Source organism: Streptomyces sp. NPDC031445, assembly GCF_055581365.1.
The window spans coordinates 33,240-54,313 of the sequence record NZ_JBVIJO010000013.1 but is presented as its reverse complement, the minus strand read 5'-3'; the positions used below and the strand labels follow the sequence as shown (position 1 = coordinate 54,313).

Genomic DNA, 21,074 nt, shown 5'->3' with positions numbered 1-21,074 from the left:
TCAGGCCCCGCCGGCCGACGCGGCCCGCCCGCGCCCGGCTCGATGGCGCCGCTTCTCGTCGCCGGTCCGGGCACGGCGGCGTCGGCCGGTCAGAGCCAGCTCGCGAACTCCAGCAGGAGTTCCGCGTCCTTCTCGCGGCCGACCCGGCGGGCCCGTACCCCGGACTCCACCGCCCGGAACAGGGTCCAGCCCCGCAGCCGTTCCTGGTCGACCTCCAGCGACTCGGCGAGGCGCTTGATCCGGCGCCGGGTGGTGGACGGCCCGGAGGACGCCGCGATGAGGTCCTCCACCCGGTCGCGCACCAGCCGCGCCAGATCGAAGGCGCTCTCGCCGACCACCGGGTCCGGGCCCACCGCCAGCCAGGGCATCCGGTCCCCGGAGAGGACCTTGCTCTGCCGGAACGTGCCGTGCAGCAGCAGGTGCTCGGGCGGCGCGGCCAGCAGCTCGGCACGGGCGGCGAGGGCCGCCTCCACCAGCGGGGCCGCCTCCGGGTCGGCCCCGGCACCCGCCCGCATCGCCACCGCCTGCCGTCCGGTCCGCTCGGCGACGGTCTCGAAGACGTGCCCGGCCGGCGGCGCGACCCACAGCCTGCGCAGCGTGCCCGCCGCCTCCAGCAGCGCCTTCGCCTCCGGCAGCGACCGCACCGACACGTCCGGGTGCAGCCGCTCCAGCAGCAGCACCCCGTCCTCCGCCCCGGCTTCCAGCAGCTGTACGGCGCCCAGCCCGCCCCAGTGCGCCAGCGCCGCCCGCTCGCTCTCCGGGCGGGCCCGGGGCGGCGCCAGCTTCAGCACGGCCGGGGTGCCGTCGGCCCGCCGCACCAGCACCACCAGGCTGCTGCGGCCGCCCGGCACCTGCACCCGCTCGACGGTCAACTCGCGCCGGGCGACGGCCCGCTCGGCCACCGCGGGCAGCCGCGCCAGCCAGTCGTCACCGGCCGGTGCCGTCTCACCGAGCGCCCGCACCAGGCGCTGCGGCGGTTCGAAAGCCATGCGCGAGTCGTTCCCTTCGTGTCCGGTGCCGTCCTGCCGTCCTGCCGCCCCGCCGGCGGTCAACGCGCCGGCGACCCGGACGGCGACGGCGCCGTGCCGGCCGCGCCCGTCCGCTCGCCGGACCGCTCGGCCAGACCAGGGAAGGCTACGCTCCCCCCGCTCCAGCGCACCGCCCGCACCGCGGCCTCCCGCAGCGCCCCGGCCGCGTCGGCACGCCGCGCGCCGCTCGTGGCCCGCACCAGGTCCGAGTACACGCCGGCCACCCGCTCCTCCAGCCGCGCGGCCAGCCGCAGCGCGGCCGCCCCGTCCTCGACCGGGAACGGCAGCGCGTACGCGGCGCTCGCGGCGACCGGCGCGCCGCCCAGGTCGCGCACGGCGCGCACCAGCGCGTCCCGGCGCGCGCGGTGGGCGTCGTACGCCGACCGCGCCTCCGCCCGCCGCGGCTCGCCGATCCGTCCGCCCACGACGCCGTACCCGTACACCGCCGCGTGCTCCGCCGCCAGCGCGGCCTGCAACGCGGTCAGCTCGGCATCCGCGGCCTGCTCGGTCCCGTCGCTCACTTGGCCCCCTCCGTCAGCAGGTACGCGTGCGCGGCCCCGGCCGCCGCGACCGACGCCAGCAGCCGCGCCAACTCGCCCGGCACCTCCAGCAGGTCCTTGGCGCGCTGGTCGGCGAGGGCGCGCTCGGCGGCGGCCAGCCCGGCCACGGCGTCCTTCTCGCCGGCCGGGACGGGAGCGGGCGAGGCGGTGGCCGTGGCGGAGGCCGTGGGCGCCGTGCCGTCCGTGAAGGCCGCCGCGTGCGCCGCCACCTGGGCCCGCAGCGGGCGCAGCCGCCCGGCCAGCCCGGGATGCGCGGCGAGCACGGCGTCGTACCGCGCCAGCAGCCCCCGGCTGTCGCGCGCCGCACGCGCGCGTGCCCGCTGCGCGGCCGACGGACCGTCGTCGCCGGAGCCTGGTCCGGCCGAGCAGCCCACCAGCAGGGCGCCGCCGGCGGCCGAGGCGAGCAGGGTTCTTCTGCGCGGCCCCGGGGGCACGCGCGGAGGCGGGGGGTACGGCACGGCTGACGTCCTCGGGGGCTCGTACGAACACACGGGCGGGAACGCCGGCCCGCCGTTGATCACGGTACCCGCGAGTCCCTCCGCCTCGCGTCACCGGCTCGACGGCCGCCCGTCCTGCCCGTCCTGCCCGCGAACCGCCCCGGACCTCTCCTGCGATCCGGCCCCCGCCGGAGGCAGTACCCTTTGATCAGACACGCGACCCATCCCACAACAGCACACGCGGCCGAGGAGTCACCCGGATGAGCACCACCCAGAGCGAGAGGCTGCGAGAGCTGCTGGAACCGCTCGTCACCTCCCAGGGGCTGGATCTCGAAGAGATCGCCGTGGACTCCGTCGGACGCAAGCGGGTGCTGCGCGTGGTCGTCGACTCCGACGCCGGGGCGGATCTGGACGCCGTCGCCGATGTGAGCCGCGCGCTCTCGGCGAAGCTGGACGAGACCAACGCGATGGGTGACGCGGCGTACGACCTGGAGGTCGGAACCCCCGGCGCGGAGCGCCTCCTCACCGAGCACCGGCACTTCGTGCGCGCCACCGACCGGCTCGTGAGGTTCCAGCTCACGGAGGGCGGCGAGCTGGTCGCGCGGATCCTTCAGGTCGACGACGAGGGCGTCGACGTCGAGGTGCCCGGCGTGAAGGGCCGCAAGGCCACCGCCCGCAGACTCGGCTTCCCGGAGATCGCCAGAGCGCGCGTGCAGGTCGAGTTCAACCGCAAGGACAGCGCCGGCCAGGCCGGCGAGAAGAACATGAAGGAAGAGGAGGAGGCGTAGCCGTGGACATCGACATGAGCGCCCTGCGGGGCTTGGTTCGGGAGAAGGAGATCTCCTTCGACCTGCTGGTCGAGGCGATCGAGTCGGCCCTCCTCATCGCCTACCACCGCACCGAGGGAAGCCGCCGGCACGCGCGCGTGGAGCTCAACCGGGAGACCGGGCATGTGACCGTGTGGGCGAAGGAGGACCCCGACGACCTCGCCGAGGGGCAGGAGCCCCGTGAGTTCGACGACACCCCGTCCGGCTTCGGCCGCATCGCCGCCACCACCGCCAAGCAGGTGATCCTCCAGCGGCTGCGCGACGCCGAGGACGACGCGACGCTCGGCGAGTACGTCGGCCGCGAGGGCGACATCGTCACCGGTGTGGTCCAGCAGGGCCGCGACCCGAAGAACGTGCTGGTGGACATCGGCAAGCTGGAGGCCATCCTGCCGGTGCAGGAGCAGGTGCCCGGCGAGACCTACCCGCACGGCATGCGCCTGCGGTCGTACGTCGTCCGGGTGGCCAAGGGCGTGCGCGGGCCGTCCGTCACCCTCTCCCGTACGCACCCGAACCTGGTGAAGAAGCTCTTCGCCCTGGAGGTGCCGGAGATCGCCGACGGGTCCGTGGAGATCGCGGCGATCGCCCGCGAGGCCGGTCACCGCACCAAGATCGCCGTACGGTCCACCCGTTCGGGCCTGAACGCCAAGGGCGCCTGCATCGGCCCCATGGGCGGCCGGGTGCGCAACGTGATGGGCGAGCTGAACGGCGAGAAGATCGACATCGTCGACTGGTCGGACGACCCGGCGGAGATGGTCGCGAACGCCCTGTCACCCGCTCGGGTGAGCAAGGTGGAGGTCGTGGACATGGCCGCCCGGTCCGCGCGGGTGACCGTGCCGGACTACCAGCTGTCGCTGGCGATCGGCAAGGAGGGCCAGAACGCCCGCCTGGCGGCCCGGCTGACCGGCTGGCGGATCGACATCCGGCCCGACACCGAGCAGGCCGGGGAGTAGACCGGGGAGCGGCCCGAGGCGCCGGGGGAATAGATCCAAGCCGCCCGGCGCTGAGATCACGACAACAGCCGTTCGATTTTTGCCCCGAAGGGGTGAGGTCGGTACGGGGAGGTAGACTTAGCTGTGTCTGGCCGGACGCACGACCGAGCACGCCCTGAACGCACCTGTGTGGGGTGCCGGGAGCGGGCGGCCAAGAACGATCTCCTGCGGATCGTGAAGACCGGGGATGCGTGCGTCCCCGATCCTCGCGGTACGCTGCCCGGCCGGGGTGCGTACGTACACCCCGCCCTGGTCTGTCTCGACCAGGCGGTACGCCGCCGGGCGTTCCCGCGGGCACTGCGCGTCCCGGGACCGCTCGACACAAAGGCGTTGCGCCGATACGTCGAGCAGACAACAGTTGCCGAGCAGGCAACGCGGTAAGACAAGCCGCACGGAACCCCGTGCGGTCTGGTACCTCGCGAGTCGAAAGCAGGTCGAGATTGCGATGAGCACTCGATGAGTACGCGATGAGTACGCCCATGAACTAGCGACGGTCCGGCTTCAACCCGGACCTCAAAGGAGCGAAGTGGCTAAGGTCCGGGTCTACGAACTCGCCAAGGAGTTCGGTGTCGAGAGCAAGGTCGTCATGGCCAAGCTCCAGGAACTCGGTGAATTCGTCCGTTCGGCGTCTTCGACCATCGAAGCGCCGGTTGTACGCAAGCTGACCGACGCCTTCCAGGGCGGTGGCAACGGCAAGTCCGCCGGCAAGCCCGCCCCGCGCAAGGCCGCCCCCAGGCCCGCCGCGCCCTCTCCGGCGCAGGCGGCCCGTCCGGCTGCTCCGGCCCCGAGGCCGGCGGCCCCCAAGCCCGCGACGGCGCCCGCTGCCCAGCAGCCGGCCGCCCCGTCGGCCCCCTCGGCGCCCGCCCAGGCTCCGGCCCCGGGCCCGCGCCCGGTGCCGGGTCCCAAGCCCGCGCCGCGTCCGGCCCCGGCCGCCCCGGAGTTCACCGCTCCGCCGGCCCCGGCCGCGCAGGCCCCGCAGGCTCCGGCCGCCCAGGGCCCGCGTCCCGGCGCCCGTCCCGGTGCCCCGAAGCCCGGTGGCGCCCGTCCGGCCCCCGGCCAGGGCCAGGGTGCCCGTCCGGGTCAGGGCGGTGGCCGCCCCGGTGGCCAGGCCGCGCGTCCCGGTGCCCGTCCGGCCGGTCCGCGTCCGGGCAACAACCCCTTCACCTCCGGCGGCAACGCCGGCATGGCCCGTCCGCAGGCCCCGCGCCCGCAGGGCGGTCCGCGTCCCGGCCCCGGCGGTGCCCCCGGCGCCGGTCCCCGTCCGCAGGCGCCCGGCGCCCAGGGCGGCGGTCCGCGTCCGCAGGCTCCGGGCGGTGCCCGTCCGTCGCCGGCCGGCATGCCCCGGCCGCAGGGCGGTCCGCGTCCCGGCCCGGCCGGTCCGCGTCCGAACCCCGGCATGATGCCGCAGCGTCCCGCTGCCGGCCCGCGTCCCGGCCCCGGCGGCGGTCGCGGCCCGGCCGGTGCCGGTCGTCCCGGCGGCGGCGGCGGTCGTCCCGGTGGCGGCGGCTTCGCCGGCCGTCCCGGTGGCGGCGGCGGTGCCCGTCCGGGTGGTGGCGGCGGCTTCGCCGGCCGTCCCGGCGGTGGCGGCGGCTTCGGCGGCGGTCCCGGCGCTGGCGGCGGTGGCCGTCCCGGCTTCGGCGGCCGTCCCGGCGGTCCCGGTGGCCGCGGTGGCACGCAGGGCGCCTTCGGCCGTCCCGGCGGTCCGGCGCGTCGTGGCCGCAAGTCGAAGCGGCAGCGTCGCCAGGAGTACGAGGCCATGCAGGCCCCGAGCGTCGGCGGCGTGATGCTGCCGCGCGGCAACGGCGAGACCATCCGTCTCTCCCGCGGCGCGTCGCTCACCGACTTCGCGGAGAAGATCAACGCCAACCCGGCGTCCCTCGTCGCGGTCATGATGAACCTCGGCGAGATGGTCACCGCGACCCAGTCCGTCTCCGACGAGACCCTCCAGCTCCTCGCCGACGAGATGAACTACACGGTTCAGATCGTCAGCCCGGAGGAGGAGGACCGCGAGCTGCTCGAGTCCTTCGACATCGAGTTCGGCGAGGACGAGGGCTCCGACGAGGACCTGGTGGTCCGTCCGCCGGTCGTGACCGTCATGGGTCACGTCGACCACGGTAAGACCCGGCTGCTCGACGCCATCCGCAAGACGAACGTCATCGCGGGCGAGGCCGGCGGCATCACCCAGCACATCGGTGCCTACCAGGTCGCGACCGAGGTCAACGACGAAGAGCGCAAGATCACCTTCATCGACACCCCGGGTCACGAGGCGTTCACCGCCATGCGTGCCCGTGGTGCGAAGTCGACCGACATCGCGATCCTGGTCGTCGCGGCCAACGACGGCGTCATGCCGCAGACGGTCGAGGCGCTCAACCACGCCAAGGCGGCCGACGTGCCGATCGTCGTCGCGGTCAACAAGATCGACGTCGAGGGCGCGGACCCGACCAAGGTGCGCGGTCAGCTGACCGAGTACGGCCTGGTGGCCGAGGAGTACGGCGGCGACACCATGTTCGTCGACATCTCCGCCAAGCAGGGTCTGCACATCGACTCGCTGCTGGAGGCCGTGATCCTCACGGCGGACGCCTCGCTCGACCTGCGGGCCAACCCGAACCAGGACGCGCAGGGCATCTCGATCGAGTCCCGTCTCGACCGCGGCCGCGGTGCCGTGGCGACGGTCCTCGTCCAGCGAGGCACGCTGCGGGTCGGCGACACGATGGTCGTGGGCGACGCCTACGGCCGTGTGCGCGCCATGCTCGACGACAACGGCAACAACGTCGCCGAGGCCGGCCCGTCGACGCCGGTGCAGGTCCTGGGCCTGACCAACGTCCCGGGTGCGGGCGACAACTTCCTGGTGGTCGACGAGGACCGTACGGCCCGTCAGATCGCCGAGAAGCGCGCCGCCCGCGAGCGCAACGCGGCCTTCGCCAAGCGCACGCGCCGCGTCTCGCTGGAGGACCTGGACAAGGTGCTCAAGGCCGGCGAGGTCCAGCAGCTGAACCTGATCATCAAGGGTGACGCTTCCGGTTCGGTCGAGGCCCTGGAGTCCTCCCTGCTCCAGCTGGACGTCGGCGAAGAGGTCGACATCCGCGTCCTGCACCGCGGCGTCGGTGCGGTCACGGAGTCCGACATCGACCTGGCGATGGGCTCGGACGCCATCGTGATCGGCTTCAACGTCCGCGCGGCCGGCCGCGCGGCGCAGATGGCCGAGCGCGAGGGCGTGGACGTCCGGTACTACTCGGTCATCTACCAGGCGATCGAGGAGATCGAGGCGGCCCTCAAGGGCATGCTCAAGCCGGAGTACGAAGAGGTCGAGCTCGGTACGGCGGAGATCCGCGAGGTCTTCCGCTCGTCCAAGCTGGGCAACATCGCGGGTGTCCTCATCCGCTCCGGCGAGGTCAAGCGCAACACCAAGGCGCGCCTCATCCGCGACGGCAAGGTCATCGCGGAGAACCTCAACATCGAGGGTCTGCGTCGCTTCAAGGACGACGTCACCGAGATCCGCGAAGGCTACGAGGGTGGTATCAACCTCGGAAACTTCAACGACATCAAGGTCGACGACGTCATCGCGACGTACGAGATGCGGGAGAAGCCGCGGGCGTAACGCCCGGGGTTCGCGCTGGCCGGCGGGACTGCGGTCCCGTCGGCCAGCGCGCCGTTTTGCGCCGGGCGCCCGTCCGGCCGGCCGCACCGAAACCCTGTCGAGCCACCGGCGGGTACGCGGTACGGTTCTTGATGTCCCCGGCCACACGGACCCGGGGCCATCGATCCCGTACCGGCGGGTGAACCGGTTGCACACATGTACGTGGGGACTCTGTCCTTCGACCTCCTCCTCGGCGACGTCCACTCGCTGAAGGAGAAGCGCTCCGTCGTCCGCCCGATCGTCGCCGAACTCCAGCGGAAGTACGCCGTGAGCGCGGCCGAGGTGGACCACATGAACCTCCACCGGCGGGCGGTCATCGGCCTCGCCGCGGTCTCCGGCGACGTGGCGCACCTCACCGACGTCCTGGACCGGTGCGAGCGGCTGGTCGCCGGCCGCCCCGAGGTGGAACTGCTGTCCGTGCGACGGCGCATCCACGGCGACGACGACTGACCACGAAACGCAAGCAAGAGAAAGAACGGGAGACGGACCAGTGGCCGACAACGCGCGGGCTAAAAGGCTGGCGGACCTCATCCGGGAGGTGGTGGCCCAGAAGCTGCAGCGCGGGATCAAGGACCCGCGGCTCGGCTCACACGTCACCATCACGGACACCCGGGTCACGGGTGACCTCCGGGAGGCGACCGTCTTCTACACGGTCTACGGCGACGAGGAGGAGCGCGAGGCGGCGGCCGCCGGCCTGGAGAGCGCCAAGGGCATCCTGCGCTCCGAGGTGGGCCGCGCGGCCGGGGTGAAGTTCACACCCACCCTGGCCTTCGTCGCGGACGCCCTGCCGGACACCGCCCGGACCATCGAGGACCTCCTCGACAAGGCCCGGCAGTCCGACGAGAAGGTGCGCGAGGCGGCCACGGGCGCCACGTACGCCGGCGGCGCCGACCCGTACCGCAAGCCGGCGGACGACGACACCGACACGGACGGCGACGCCACCGAATGACCTCGAAGCACACCACGCCCGACGGCCTCGTCATCGTCGACAAGCCGTCGGGCTTCACTTCGCACGACGTGGTCGCCAAGATGCGCGGGATCGCCAGGACCCGCCGCGTCGGCCACGCCGGCACCCTCGACCCGATGGCGACCGGCGTCCTGGTCCTCGGCGTCGAGCGCGCCACCAAGCTCCTCGGGCACCTCGCGCTCACCGAGAAGGAGTACCTGGGCACGGTCCGCCTGGGCCAGAACACCCTCACCGACGACGCCGAGGGCGAGATCACCTCGTCCACCGACGCCTCCAAGGTGACCCGGGACGCCATCGACGCGGGCATCGCCAAGCTGACCGGCGACATCATGCAGGTGCCGTCCAAGGTCAGCGCCATCAAGATCGACGGCGTACGGTCGTACAAGCGGGCCCGTGAGGGCGAGGACTTCGAGATCCCCGCCCGGCCGGTGACCATCTCCTCCTTCGCGGTGTACGACGTCCGGGACGCGGTCGCCGAGGACGGCACGCCCGTGCTCGACCTGGTGGTGTCGGTGGTCTGCTCCTCCGGCACCTACATCCGCGCCCTCGCCCGCGACCTGGGCGCCGACCTCGGCGTCGGCGGCCACCTCACCGCGCTGCGCCGCACCCGCGTCGGCCCGTACCGGCTGGACGCGGCGAGGACACTGGACCAGCTCCAGCAGGAGCTGACCGTGATGCCGATCGCCGAGGCCGCCACCGCCGCGTTCCCGCGCTGGGAGGTCGACGCCAAGCGGTCCCGGCTGCTGCTCAACGGCGTCCGGCTGGAGATCCCCGACGAGTACGCCGGAGCCGGTGCCGTCGCCGTGTTCGACCCCGACGGCCGTTTCCTCGCGCTGGTCGAGGAGGACCGGGGGAAGGCGAAGAGCCTGGCCGTGTTCGGCTGAGGCGCCGGCGTCCGGGCCCCGGGTCGCCCGCCGTGGAGTGGCCGTCCGCCGTGGAGCGGCGGCCGGCCACACGGGGTCGGTCTTGCCGCCGCTCCACGGTCCCCCCTCGGTTCCCCCACCCCTAGGGATATCCAGCGACATCCGCCTATTCACCCGTCCGGGCAGGCGCTCGGAGTGAACCGGGGGAGCGGAAGGGGGCGCGTTCCCCGCGCGATCTTTCCGGCCGATCATCCCGCGCCTACCGTCGGACCCAGGGCACGGGGACGGGCGGGGAGGTACGAGCATGACGGAACGGGGCCCGCGGAGCGGAAGCGGGCGCCGGGGGGACGGGAGCGAGGAGCGGCCGTCCGAGCAGCGCGCGGAGGGGGACCGCGCGGGCGGGGACGGCGCGTACGGGGGCTGTGCGGGCGGCGCGCCGGGTGCGGGTCCGGGTGACCGGGCCGCCGCCCTCGTCCGCATCCGGGACCTGGCAGGGCGCCCGCGCGGACTCGGCTTCCTCGCCGATCACCAGGGCACCCTGCTCACCAGCCACGAGGCTGTCGACGGCCTGCCCCGGCTGGTGCTGCACGCCGGTGGGGACCGTACCTGCGTGGTCGGCCCCGACGCGGTCACCGCACTGCCCGGTCTCGGCCTCGCCCTGGTGCGCACCGAGGGCCTCGGCGTGGAGCCGCTGCCGCTGACCGTGCGGGAGCGCATCGACGCCGGCACCTACGTGCAGGTCGCCGCCGGCTGCTGGCGCGAGGCGCGGGTGCTGGCCGCCACGCAGGTGACGTACACCGCCACGGACCGCTTCCACCTCCTGGACGACGCGCTGGAACTCGCCATCGGCACGGCCGGCCGGGACGCGCTGCGGCTGGGCGGCGGCGCGGCCGGCGGACCGGTGCTCGACGCGCGCACCGGCGCGGTCGTCGGCGTCCTCGGCACCGCCCTGCACAGCGCCCAGCGCGACGCGGGCTTCGCGGTGCCGCTGCGGCCGCTCGACGGCGCCCTCGCCGACCTGCTCGCCCGCAACGCGGCCACCGTGCCCGCGTACGGCGCCGACCTCAACCTCGCCGGCATCCTCCAGCTGACCACGGCCTCGGCCGGACCCGACGGCCCTCCGGGCGCCGTCGAGCCGGTCGAACGCCCCGGCGTCGCCCGCGAGCTGGCCGCCTTCACCACGGGCGACCGGCCCGTGCTCGGCCTCGTCGGCGCGCCGGGCTGCGGGCGTACGACACAACTCGCGGCGCTCACCGCCCGCCGTGCCCGGGGTGAGCGGCCGGCCCCCACGCTCTGGCTGCGCGGTGCCGACCTGAGGGCCACGGACGACTCGGTGGCCGACGTGGCCCGCCGCACCCTGGCGCGAGCCGCCCGGGTCGTCGCCGGGGCCCGTGCCGGGCGGCCCGACGACCTGGGCGACGTCACGCCCGAACGCGTGGCCCGCCTGGCCGCCCGGGCCGGCCGTCCGCTGCTGCTCCTCCTGGACTGCCCCGAGGAGATGCCCCCCGCCCTCGCCGACCGCCTGTCCGCCTGGGCCCGGACCACGGCCACCTGGCTGACCGGGACGGGAACCCGCCTGGTGGTGGCCTGCCGGGAGGAACACTGGGAACGCACTGGCCGGGCCTTCCCACCGGACGTCCTGCACGTGCCGGGCGACCCGGGGGAGCGGGATCACAGCGTTGCGGCGGAGAACGGTGAGCCGTCGGCCGCGGACTGTGCCGGAGCGGAGCGCGCGTCGGCTGGGCCCGCGGTCGAGGCGGACGGTGCCGGTGCGGGGTGTGCGTCGACCGGCCCTGTGGCCGAGGCGGACGGTGCCGGCGCGAGGCGCGGCCCGGCTGGGCCCGTCGTCCTGGCGTGTGGCGGTGATCCGCCGCGCAGCGCACCGGCCGGTCCTCCGGCCGCGCCCCCGGGTTCAGCCGGACCGGCCGAGCCGCCGTACGGTCTCGCCGGTCGCCTGCCCTCGCCCGGTGCCTCGGCCGGCGGCGCCTCCACCGACGGCGGCGAACCGCGGGTCCCCCTGCCCCGGTTCGCCTCCTCGGAGGGCGGTCCCGAGCCCCATCACACCCCGGTCCGCCTCACCTCCCCGGCGGGCAGCCCCGACCCGGACCTCCCACCGGGCCACCTCAGCTCCCCGTCCGACAGCCCCGCACCGGACCGCCCTGCCCGCACCTCCGAGCCTCCGCCCCGCCCCGTACCCACCGAGCCGCCCCCCGGCGAAGCCCCCCACCCCCCAGCCACCGATCCCCTTCCGCCCTGTCTGCGGATCGGGGACTTCTCGTTCGGGGAGGCGCGGTGGGCTCGGGTGCGGTACGGGATCCCGGAGGGCGTGCTCGGTGAGCGGGACGCGCGGCATCCGCTCGTGCTGCGGCTGTTGTCCGAGGTCCGGGCCGCCGTACCCGACGCACCGGTCGCCGGGCCCGTCGACCGGCACGACGTGTTCGCCGCCTACCTCGATCTGATGTGCCTGCGCGTCGCGGTCCGCCTCGCCGCCGCCGGCGGTCCGCGTGGCACGGCCCTGCGGCGGCTCGCGGCGCGGGTGGCCGGGCAGGTGCACGAGGCCGCCCGGCGCAGTCTCGGACCGGGTCAGGGGGAGCTGGACCGGGAGTCGTTCGAGGCGCTGTTCCCCCGGGGTCCCGCCCCGGCCCGGCTCGGCGGCGGCACCGGCTGGGCGTCCGCCGTGCTGGCCGAGGGCCTCCTCGTGCCGGCCGGCACCGGCTACCGCTTCGCCCACGAGGAGCTGGCCGACTGGATCCAGGGCACGCACCTGGACCTGGACGCGGCACTGCCGGCCCTGGTGCACCGCGCCGGCGAGCCGGGCGCGGCCCGCCCGGTTCCGGTGCCGCACCACCGCGTCGGCCCCGTCGTCCAGGCGCTGCTGCTCCTCGCCCGCCAGCAGGGTCCCGGACAACTCGCCCTCCGCCTGCGGGAGATGGTGGACGCGCTGGACCGTGACACCGGCTCCTGGTGGGCCGCGCGGCTGCTCGCCCGGACCCTGCTCCAGGTCCCGGACGCGACGCCGTACACCGAGGTGCTGCGTCTGCTCGCGGACCGTGTCGTCGCCTGGCACGGTGACGGACGGCCCGTGCCGGCCGACTTCCGCCCCGCCTTCTGGACCGGCCTGCCCCTCCCCGGCGCCGAGCGCGTGGACCTGCTGCGCCGCCTCGTCCTGGCGGACCCGGCGCCGCCCGCCGCCGGCGACCGGTACCTGGACGCCGCCGCCGGACTGCTCGCCGCCGCACCCGCCGTCGTACAGCCCCTGCTCACCCAGTGGTTCACGGACGAGCGGCCGCTGCCCGCGACCCCGCACGCCACCGTGGCCACCGCCGCGCAGGCACTGCTGCACACCCACCGGCACGGTGCCCTGGACGACCTCACCGAGGTGCTGGTGGCCTGCGCGCACCGGCGTGCCGACGAACTGCTCGCCGTCCTCGCCGAGGAGGAGCCGTCGGCCCTGTGCCGGGCGGTGGACCGCTGGGCGCACGACGAGCGTCCCGCCCGCCGGGTCGCGGCCGTGGCCTTCGCCCTGCGCGCGGCCCCCCACACCCGCTCGGACGCCGACCGCGAGCTGCTGCGCTACGCCGCCCTCACCCTGCTCGCCCGCCCCGCCGACCGCGGCCTGCACGGCGCCGCGCTGGCCCTGCTGGTCCGCGATCCGCGCACCCGGGACCGGCACCTGTCCGCGGCCCTGCGCCACTTCACCGACGGCGATCCGCAGTTCCCGCCCAGCGCCCTCGTCCCGGCCCTCGCCACGCACCCGGAACCGGTCCTGGAGGCCTTCCGCGCCCGCCTGTGCGCTCCGGGCGCCGGTGGTCCGGACACCGGAGCGGTCCTGCGCGGTCTCACCCAGGTCCCCACCGCGGCCCTGGCCCGCCGGGTCGCCGTCCTCGTCCGGGAGGCGCTGCTGCGGCGCCCGGAGGCCGCCGGACCCGTCGCCGGACAGGTCGCCGTCCAGGTCGAGCGCCGCCTGGAACAGGGCCCCACCGCCCGCCCGGTCCTGCTGCCCCTCGTCACCGGCCTGCTGGACGGCGGCCCCGAACCGCTCCGGGCGGCCCTCGCCACCGTCCTCGCCGCCCCCGGCACCCCGGCCTCCCACCCGCTCCGCCGCGAGCTGCTGGAGGCTCTGCTCGCCCGGGAGGAGGACCCGTCCGTCCTGCTCGCCGTCCTGTACGCGGCCACGGAACACGGCGGCCGGGCGGAGGAGGCCCGCGGCCTGGTCCACCGCACCGGCCTGCTCCTCGTCCGCACACCCGAGGGAGCCACTCGTTTCGACCGCGCCCTGGTCGACATCGGCCGGCAGGTGCCCGGCTTCGCCGCCCGCATGGCACGCTGGCTGACCGAGGCCCCGGACGACTGGGCGGCCGTCGTCGGCCCCAGCGCCCGCCGCACGATCGAGAACCTGTCGGGCATCCGCGTACCGGCCTGAGCGGCGGCGGGAGCGTGCGCCCCGTCACAGCCCCCATGCCGATGCTGGCGAGATGCACCCGGCATGGCACCCTTAGACCTGCACGACGAGGTCAAGGTAGACACGGACACGGGTTCGAGGAGCGGTCACAGTGCAGCGCTGGCGTGGCTTGGAGGACATTCCCCAGGACTGGGGGCGCAGCGTCGTCACCATCGGTTCCTACGACGGCGTCCACCGCGGCCACCAGCTGATCATCAAGCACGCCGTCGACCGGGCCCGCGAGCTCGGCGTCCCGGCCGTCATGGTCACCTTCGACCCGCACCCCAGCGAGGTCGTCCGCCCGGGCAGCCACCCGCCGCTGCTCGCCCCGCACCACCGCCGTGCGGAACTGATGGCCGAGCTGGGCGTCGACGCGTGCCTCGTCCTGCCCTTCACCACCGAGTTCTCCAAGCTCTCGCCCGCCGACTTCGTGGTGAAGGTCCTGGTGGACAAGCTGCACGCCAAGGCGGTCGTGGAGGGCCCGAACTTCCGCTTCGGCCACAAGGCGGCCGGCAACGTCGAGTTCCTCATCGAGCAGGGCAAGATCTACGACTTCGACGTCGAGGTCGTCGACCTGTACGTCACCGGTGAGGCGGGCGGCGGCGAGCCGTTCTCCTCCACGCTGACCCGCCGCCTGGTCGCCGAGGGCGACGTCGCGGGCGCCCGCGAGATCCTCGGCCGCCCGCACCGCGTGGAGGGCGTCGTCGTCCGCGGCGCCCAGCGCGGCCGGGAACTGGGCTTCCCGACGGCCAACGTCGAGACGCTCCCGCACACCGCCATCCCGGCCGACGGCGTGTACGCCGGGTATCTGCACGCGCAGGGCGAGGCCATGCCGGCCGCGATCTCCGTCGGCACGAACCCGCAGTTCGACGGCACCGAGCGCACGGTGGAGGCGTACGCGATCGACCGCGTCGGCCTCGATCTGTACGGCCTGCACGTCGCGGTCGACTTCCTCGCCTACGTGCGCGGGCAGGCGAAGTTCGACTCGCTGGAGGCCCTGCTGGAGCAGATGGCCGCGGACGTGAAGCGGTGCCGGGAGATCGTGGCGGCCCAGGAGTAGCCGCTGCGGCGGGAGGCCCTCGGCGGGCCTCGTCACACGAGAAGGGCGGCCGGTGCGGTGAGCACCGGCCGCCCTCTTTTCGCGGCCCTTACTGCTGGGGCGGGGCCGGGGGCGCCTGCGGAGGCTGCTGCGCCTGCTGCCCCGGCTGGGGTTGCGGTTCCGGCTGCGGTTGCGGCTGTGACGGCGGCTGCGGCTGCGGCTGTCCGGCCTGCGGGTAGCCCGGCTGCTGCGGCGCCCCCGGATAGGGCTGTGGCTGGCCCGGCTGAGGCGGGTACGGCTGCTGCGCCGGAGCGTACGGCTGGCCTGCGGGCGGGGCGTACGGCTGACCGGGGGCCGGGGCGTACGGCTGGCCTGCGGCCGGGGGATACGGCTGGCCGGGAGCCTGGGGGTACGGCTGCCCGGCGCCGTACAGCTGTTCCGGCAGCGGCTGTCCGGGCACGGGCTGTCCGGGCCCGGGCTGGCCCGGCATGGGTGCTCCCGGCATGGGTGCGGGCGGCATCGGCCCTCCCGGCATGGGCGGGGCGGCCACCGGGGGCGGGTTGCCGTCGCTCGTCCACAGGCCGTGTGCCTGCTGGTGGCGGGTGAAGTCCTCGGCGACCAGCGCGGCGAGGTTGAAGTACGCCTCGCGCGTCTTCGGCCGCATCATGTCCAGGTCGACCTCGGCGCCGGCCGCCAGGTGCTCGTCGAACGGCACGACGACGACCCCGCGGGTGCGGGTCTCGAAGTGCGCCACGATGTCCTCGACCTTGATCATCTTGCCGGTCTCGCGCACCCCGGAGATCACGGTGAGGGACCGGGAGACCAGGTCGGAGTAGCCGTGCGCGGACAGCCAGTCCAGCGTCGTACTGGCGCTGCTGGCGCCGTCCACGGACGGCGTGGAGATGATGATGAGCTGGTCGGCGAGGTCGAGCACCCCGCGCATGGCGCTGTACAGCAGCCCGGTGCCCGAGTCGGTCAGGATGACCGGGTACTGCCGGCCGAGCACGTCGATCGCGCGCCGGTAGTCCTCGTCGTTGAACGTGGTCGAGACGGCCGGGTCCACGTCGTTGGCGATGATCTCCAGACCGGAGGGCGCCTGGGAGGTGAACCGCCGGATGTCCATGTACGAGTTCAGGTACGGGATGGCCTGGACGAGGTCACGGATGGTGGCCCCGGTCTCCCGGCGCACCCGCCGCCCGAGCGTACCGGCGTCCGGGTTGGCGTCGATGGCGAGGATCTTGTCCTGCCGCTCGGTGGCGAGGGTGGAGCCGAGCGCGGTGGTGGTCGTGGTCTTCCCGACGCCGCCCTTGAGGCTGATGACCGCGATCCGGTAGCAGGACAGCACCGGCGTACGGATCAGCTCCAGCTTGCGCTGCCGCTCGGCCTCCTCCTTCTTGCCCCCGAGCTTGAACCGGCCGCCCGCCGCCGCGGGCCGCCCGCTCTTCGCCTTCTGCCTCTTGTTGTTGAGCAGCCGGTCCGAGGACAGCTCCACGGCGGCCGTGTAACCCAGCGGCGCGGCACCGGGGTTGGTCGGCTGCCGCTGATCGTGCTGAACGGGCTGCGGCCACGAGGCACCGGAGCGGGGGTCGACCGGGGCGTGCGGGACCTGCGGGGCGCCGGGGGTGCCGTCCGGGTTGTGGGGCGGCTGCGGGAAGCCGTAACCGCCCGGCTGGGCCTGGGGGTTGGGATTCCCTGGCGGCGGGAAACCGTAGCCGCCGGTCTGCGCCGGGGGGTTGGGCGCGCCCGGCTGCGGGAAGCCGTAACCACTCGGCGGAGTGGAACCGTTGGGGTGCGGCTGGGGTGCCGGGGGCTGCGGGAAGCCGTAACCGCCTGTCTGGGCGGGCGGATGGCCGGCGCCGGGCTGGGCCGACGGGCTGGGAACGCCGGGAGCCGGGGCGCCGGGCTGGGGGAAGCCGTAGCCGCTCGGGGGTGTGGGGCCGGGAGTCGGGCCGTTGGGGACCGGCGCGCCGGCTGCGCCCTGCTGGCCCGGTCGCTGGGCGGGGTCGGCCTGGTCCGCGGTGTGGTGCGGCTGGTTCCACGCGGCGGGCGCGGGCTGCGGGGCCTGCGGGTGGAACGGCGGCTGCTGACCGGGTGCGCCGGCGGGGCCCTGCGGGCCGGTCGACTGCGGCTGCTGACCGGGCATCGGACCGGGCTGCTGCGGGGCGGCACCCGGCTGCTGCCCGGGCTGCGCGGGCCACTGGGCGGCGGCGGCAGGGGCGGCCGGCTGGTACGACGGCGGCAGCGGGGGCACCCCGCCCTGCGACGCGGGCGCGGTCCAGCCGGGCTGGGCGCCCGGCGGGGCCGGGGGAGCGGGGGGCAGGGCGCCGTAGGGGGCGCCGGGGGCGGGCTGAGCCGCGAGGGGCTGGGCGCCGGGGGCGGGCTGGGCGCCGGGAAGGGCGGCGTCCCGCTGGGGGAAGCCGTATCCGCCGGGCGCGCCGGGGACAGGCTGGGGCGCGTCGGCCTGCGGAGCGCCGGGTCCGGGGGTACCGGGCTGGGCGGCGCCGGCCTGCTGGTCCGGGCTGTCGGAGGCACCGTGGTCCGCAGCCTCACCACCCGACGGGGCGCCGTCTTCCGCCGCGTCCGCCTGAGGCGCACCGGCCGGGGCCGCCAGGTCCGCTGCCCCGGCGGTCGAGGGCTCCGGCACGTCGGACCGCGCCGAGTCGGAGGAGCCTACGGAGGCCGGGGCAGGGCGCACGGCGTCGGCCGCGCCCTCGTCGGCACCACCCTGCTCGGCGCGCTCCTCGTCGGAGCCGTCCTTCTCACTGGCGGTCAGCTCGGCGGCGGCCTGCTCGGCCATGCTCTCTTCCGCTGCGGCCTTCTCATCGGCGGCGGTCGCGTCGGACGCGGAACCCCCGGAAACGGCGGCCTCCGCCACCGAACCGTCCCGCGCGGCAACCTCGCCACCGGACTCCTCGGCACCGTCCTGGCCACCGGACGTCCCGGCACGGCCGACGTCGCCCTCGGCATCGACGGCCCGGTCGCCACCGGCGGCACCGGAAGCACCGACAGAACCGTCTGAGCCGCTGGAACCGTCGGCACCAGCGGCCCCTTCGACACCAGCGGTGTCGTCCGACCTACCGGAACCCTCCGAACCACCTGAACGCCCCGCACCGTTGGCGCCCTCGTTACCGGAGGAACCCTCACCCCCGGTGCCGGCCCGCTCGGCGATCTCCGCCATCTGCCGCTTCAGGGCGACGGCGGAGAACCGCATGGTCGCCCCGCTCTCCAGATCCCCGTTGTCGGTCTCCGGCTCGACCGCGCCGGAAGCGGCCGACGCCTCCGGCTGGGCGGGCTGGGCCGGCTGCGGCTCGAAGCCCTCGGGCAGCCGCGGCATCGGGACGGGATCACCGGTCGGCGGCGCGGGCTGCGCGGGCCCGGCCGGGTGAGCGTGGGCAGCGCCCTGCGGCGGAGTGGACGAGGCGTCCTGCGCCGGACCGTAGGGAGCCCCCTGCCCCGGAATGAACGGCGTCCCCTGCGGCGGAGTACCCACCGGCGGGGCGGCCGGCGGAGGCGGTGTCGGACCCGGAACCGGCGTGCCCGTGGGGAACGGCAGCCCAGGAGCCGCCGGAGCGACCGGCTCACCGGCGGCCGCGGACCCGGTGGATGCGGCGAAACCGCCCGCACCGCCCGCGCCACCGGTACCCGTACCGCCCGCTCCGGACGCGTTCTGCGTGTACCAGGCGGGGGGAGCGTAGTCGATGGTGAACTCGCCGGTGGTCTCGACGGCCTCCGCGTCGGGCTGGTCATCGCCGGGTGTGTCCCAGCCCCCGCGCATCCCGTCCCGATCGCTGCTCACAGTTCCTCCTGGTGTGGTCGAGCACCCTCATGCCGTGCCGGGGCGACCATGTCGTGTCGTACCGAGTCGTCCGTAGTCGTTCGGGGCGGTCCGAAGCACCGGCTCTCCCCCCGGGGACACCGACGCCGGTTCACGGGTCCTGCCATCGCGCCCGCTCCCAGCCTAATCACCAGGAGCCACCCCTCGGCAGGGCCGCCCGCCCCTCCGCGCCCGCGCACCAGGTCACGGCACGCGCGCAGACACCCGCCCGCGCCGCGCGATCGCCTACGTCACCCTGAACAAAAGGGAGGGAAAAGGGCAGTTCAGTCCATCCGGCGAGGCGTGCCCAACAATCCGATCTCGGCATCGGTGGGTTGCGTCAGCACGTATTGCCGGTCGCGGTCGGTACACCACAGGGTGACGCCGTCGGGCAGCCCCGGCAGCGACTCCACCTCGGTCCGCGACAACCCCATCGTGCGCCCCAGTTCGGCCGCCTCGTCGGGCGAGACCCGCTGGATACCGGCGAGCCGCGCCTGCCGCAGCAGCCGGGGCGCGACGGGGCTGAGGTACGGCAGCAGGGTCAGCACCGACTGCCAGGGCCCGGACACCACCCGGCCGCGCGGGGGCCGCATACCGCAGTCCCGCACCACCAGCACCGGCGTACCGGCGGAGGCCCCCTGCGGCGGCACCCGCCCGACGTCGTACACGGACAACCCGTTCTGCCCACCGCCCATGGCATGCACCATCTGCATCCATGCCTGCGGCCGCCCGGTCTCCACCGCGACCCGGGCACCGGTGGCGGCGGAGCGCAGAGCCATGACCTGCGCGGTCCACAGGCCGCCGATGAGCACGATGTCGTACGGCGTGGGGCGGTTCACCCCGAGGATGGCGGGCCGCCCCTCGTTGTTGACGCCGACCACCACACCGTCGTCACCGATGGGCAGCGTCAGCGCGTCCGCCTGCTCCACGGGCAGGGTGTGCCGCGGGTGACGGGGACCGAGCAGCCCGAAGCCGGTGCGCAGCCGCTCACCGAGGCCCGGACCGGACGGGGCGGATGGGGTCGTCGTGGTCATCAGCGGGCACCTCCGAGCGGCAGCGTGGCCAGAACGCCGGGGAGTTGTTCACGGTCCAGGCGCGCCAGCCCGGTGCGTGCCTGCTGCGCCGCACGTTCCAGATCGCGTCGCGCGTCGGTCAGTTCCTGCTTGCTGCGGCCGGTGATCCGCACGTGGCCGGTGACGGACACGTCCTGCTGCGCGCCCTTGGCCAGCGTCAGGCTGAAGGTCGTCGCGAGCGCCGGCACCGCGGTCAGCTGTGCCACCAGCTGGGCCAGCGAGCCCTCGGAGCCGCCGAGCTGGGGCCAGCGCCGCACCCAGTAGGTGGTGTGCCGGCGGTTGTCGCAGCGCCAGCTTCGGCTGGACTCCTCGGTCCGCCGCTGTGGCGCCTCGCCCCGCCCGGCCTGGGCGGTCACCATCGGGTTGGCACACGCCGAAGTGGCGATGGCGGCCGTCAGCTCCTCCTCGGTGAGCACGTTCGCCCGGAACCCGGCGCCGGTCAGCCGGCTCGACAGGTGTTCGGCCGAGCGTGCCAGGCACTTCTGGGCCCCCAGCAGCCCGCCGCCGCGCGCGGCCACCGCCTCCGGGCACAGCTCGGGGTCGAGCTTCAGCGCGATCCACGTGATGCGGACCGCGGGGGAGCCGGTCTGGGCTTGCAACGGCGCGTAGTTGCTGACGACGACGGACTGCTGGGGCAGGTGCAGCGCGGGCGCGGGCTGGGTGTGCACCACGATCTGCGCCGACTCCAACTGGATGCCGTCGACTCCGAGGACGTCCCGGACCAGGGCCATCGGCAGCGGTCGCCTTCCGTGCTCCGCGCGGAGCGCGTCGACGTCCGACTCCACCTGGAGCACCGCGGTCAGGAAGCCGCCGTCGCCCACCATGCCGATCGGCCGCTGATCGCGGTCGTCACCGCGGTTGAAGCTGTATGTGCGCAGGGTCGGGTCGCACTCCACGGCGGGCGCGAGACCGGAGTCGGTCCCCGGAGCCACCGGAATGCTCGAGGCCCGCCGTATGCGGGCGCGCATCGCCAGCAGGGTGCCGAGCCATTCCGGCAGGGAACGTCCCCGGCGTCGCACGACGGCGAGGCCCACGAGCACCACGCAGACGGGGGCGACGGCGATCAGCGCGATTGTCCCGATCAGCCAGCCGCACAGCGCGAGCGCGCCCGTGATCTCCAGCAGCACCAGCCGCTGCACCGCGAACGAACCGCCACGGCCCGATCGGGATGCCAGACGAGGCGCGAAGGCGCCCCGGTAGGACGTGGGTGCCTGCGAGGCGCCACCCCGCTCGGAGGAAGAGCCGAGGGCACCCGACCGGCGTGCGCCGCCCGATCGTGCCCTCGATTGCGATCGCGACCGGATCCGCGTTGCGGAAGCCATCACTTCAAAACCCCCGAACTCTCCCGAAAGACCGTGCGCTCCGGTCCCTTCAAGCCCTGAGCACCCTACCCGTGCCA

General features: G+C 75.0%; 15 protein-coding genes. 9 read left to right on the top strand and 6 right to left on the bottom strand.

The features are described 5' to 3' along the window. Nucleotides 1-89: 89 nt before the first annotated feature. Genes ACZ5DC_RS29725 through ACZ5DC_RS29715 form a run of 3 tightly spaced genes read right to left on the bottom strand, consistent with a single transcriptional unit; the run spans nt 90 to nt 2,046 of the window. Nucleotides 90-989, bottom strand: a complete 900-nt coding sequence (locus ACZ5DC_RS29725) for an aminoglycoside phosphotransferase family protein (RefSeq protein ID WP_468657764.1) — start codon at nt 987-989, stop codon at nt 90-92. Nucleotides 990-1,048: 59 nt separating this feature from the next. After that, nucleotides 1,049-1,549: a ferritin-like domain-containing protein gene (locus tag ACZ5DC_RS29720; protein WP_468657762.1), complete on the bottom strand. Its 501-nt coding sequence runs from the start codon at nt 1,547-1,549 to the stop codon at nt 1,049-1,051. Continuing rightward, complete coding sequence (locus tag ACZ5DC_RS29715) at nt 1,546-2,046, bottom strand: hypothetical protein (protein WP_468657760.1); 501 nt, start codon at nt 2,044-2,046, stop codon at nt 1,546-1,548. The genes ACZ5DC_RS29720 and ACZ5DC_RS29715 overlap by 4 nt, the downstream gene beginning before the upstream one ends. Before the next feature lie 239 nt (nt 2,047-2,285). Between ACZ5DC_RS29715 and rimP the strand changes: the two genes are divergently transcribed. From rimP to ACZ5DC_RS29670, 9 genes are all read left to right on the top strand, one after another. Then, nucleotides 2,286-2,813 (top strand): ribosome maturation factor RimP, encoded by a 528-nt coding sequence (rimP, locus tag ACZ5DC_RS29710; RefSeq protein WP_468657758.1) that lies wholly within the window; start codon nt 2,286-2,288, stop codon nt 2,811-2,813. A gap of 2 nt (nt 2,814-2,815) precedes the next feature. Further along, on the top strand, nt 2,816-3,802 hold the full coding sequence (gene nusA / locus ACZ5DC_RS29705) for a transcription termination factor NusA (RefSeq protein WP_366751170.1): 987 nt from the start codon (nt 2,816-2,818) through the stop codon (nt 3,800-3,802). A 123-nt stretch (nt 3,803-3,925) separates the two neighbouring features. After that, nucleotides 3,926-4,222 carry a YlxR family protein gene (locus ACZ5DC_RS29700; RefSeq protein ID WP_468657757.1) on the top strand — a complete coding sequence of 99 codons (297 nt, stop codon included), beginning with the start codon at nt 3,926-3,928 and terminating at the stop codon, nt 4,220-4,222. 145 nt (nt 4,223-4,367) lie between these two features. Then, nucleotides 4,368-7,439, top strand: a complete 3,072-nt coding sequence (gene infB / locus ACZ5DC_RS29695) for a translation initiation factor IF-2 (protein WP_468657755.1) — start codon at nt 4,368-4,370, stop codon at nt 7,437-7,439. A 195-nt stretch (nt 7,440-7,634) separates the two neighbouring features. Further along, complete coding sequence (locus ACZ5DC_RS29690; protein WP_366751173.1) at nt 7,635-7,928, top strand: DUF503 domain-containing protein; 294 nt, start codon at nt 7,635-7,637, stop codon at nt 7,926-7,928. A gap of 40 nt (nt 7,929-7,968) precedes the next feature. Next, nucleotides 7,969-8,427, top strand: coding sequence for a 30S ribosome-binding factor RbfA (rbfA, locus tag ACZ5DC_RS29685; protein WP_468657753.1), 459 nt, complete (start codon nt 7,969-7,971; stop codon nt 8,425-8,427). Beyond that, nucleotides 8,424-9,329, top strand: a complete 906-nt coding sequence (gene truB, locus ACZ5DC_RS29680; RefSeq protein WP_468657751.1) for a tRNA pseudouridine(55) synthase TruB — start codon at nt 8,424-8,426, stop codon at nt 9,327-9,329. The genes rbfA and truB overlap by 4 nt, the downstream gene beginning before the upstream one ends. 283 nt (nt 9,330-9,612) lie before the next feature. Further along, entirely contained in the window at nt 9,613-13,731 is a 4,119-nt protein-coding gene (locus ACZ5DC_RS29675; RefSeq protein ID WP_468657749.1) for a trypsin-like peptidase domain-containing protein, read from the top strand. A 130-nt stretch (nt 13,732-13,861) separates the two neighbouring features. After that, nucleotides 13,862-14,809 carry a bifunctional riboflavin kinase/FAD synthetase gene (locus tag ACZ5DC_RS29670; protein ID WP_468657747.1) on the top strand — a complete coding sequence of 316 codons (948 nt, stop codon included), beginning with the start codon at nt 13,862-13,864 and terminating at the stop codon, nt 14,807-14,809. 88 nt (nt 14,810-14,897) lie between these two features. On the opposite strand, the gene ACZ5DC_RS29665 is transcribed toward ACZ5DC_RS29670, so the two are convergent. The 3 genes from ACZ5DC_RS29665 to eccE form a co-directional block, all read right to left on the bottom strand. Beyond that, the gene (locus tag ACZ5DC_RS29665; protein WP_468658144.1) at nt 14,898-18,563 is read right to left on the bottom strand and encodes an SCO5717 family growth-regulating ATPase; all 3,666 of its coding nucleotides are present in this window, start codon (nt 18,561-18,563) and stop codon (nt 14,898-14,900) included. A 323-nt stretch (nt 18,564-18,886) separates the two neighbouring features. After that, nucleotides 18,887-19,636: a hypothetical protein gene (locus ACZ5DC_RS29660; RefSeq protein ID WP_468657745.1), complete on the bottom strand. Its 750-nt coding sequence runs from the start codon at nt 19,634-19,636 to the stop codon at nt 18,887-18,889. After that, a complete protein-coding gene (eccE, locus tag ACZ5DC_RS29655) occupies nt 19,636-20,997 on the bottom strand; it encodes a type VII secretion protein EccE (protein ID WP_468657743.1) in 1,362 nt (453 codons plus the stop codon). The genes ACZ5DC_RS29660 and eccE overlap by 1 nt, the downstream gene beginning before the upstream one ends. Nucleotides 20,998-21,074: the final 77 nt, after the last annotated feature.

Coding starts and splice junctions, on each gene's coding strand:
- truB (WP_468657751.1), top strand. CDS start 8,424: ATGACCTCGAAGCACACCACGCCCGACGGCCTCGTCATCGTCGACAAG.
- ACZ5DC_RS29675 (WP_468657749.1), top strand. CDS start 9,613: ATGACGGAACGGGGCCCGCGGAGCGGAAGCGGGCGCCGGGGGGACGGG.
- ACZ5DC_RS29690 (WP_366751173.1), top strand. CDS start 7,635: ATGTACGTGGGGACTCTGTCCTTCGACCTCCTCCTCGGCGACGTCCAC.
- ACZ5DC_RS29725 (WP_468657764.1), bottom strand. CDS start 989: ATGGCTTTCGAACCGCCGCAGCGCCTGGTGCGGGCGCTCGGTGAGACG.
- eccE (WP_468657743.1), bottom strand. CDS start 20,997: ATGGCTTCCGCAACGCGGATCCGGTCGCGATCGCAATCGAGGGCACGA.
- ACZ5DC_RS29665 (WP_468658144.1), bottom strand. CDS start 18,563: ATGCGCGGGGGCTGGGACACACCCGGCGATGACCAGCCCGACGCGGAG.
- ACZ5DC_RS29660 (WP_468657745.1), bottom strand. CDS start 19,636: ATGACCACGACGACCCCATCCGCCCCGTCCGGTCCGGGCCTCGGTGAG.
- rimP (WP_468657758.1), top strand. CDS start 2,286: ATGAGCACCACCCAGAGCGAGAGGCTGCGAGAGCTGCTGGAACCGCTC.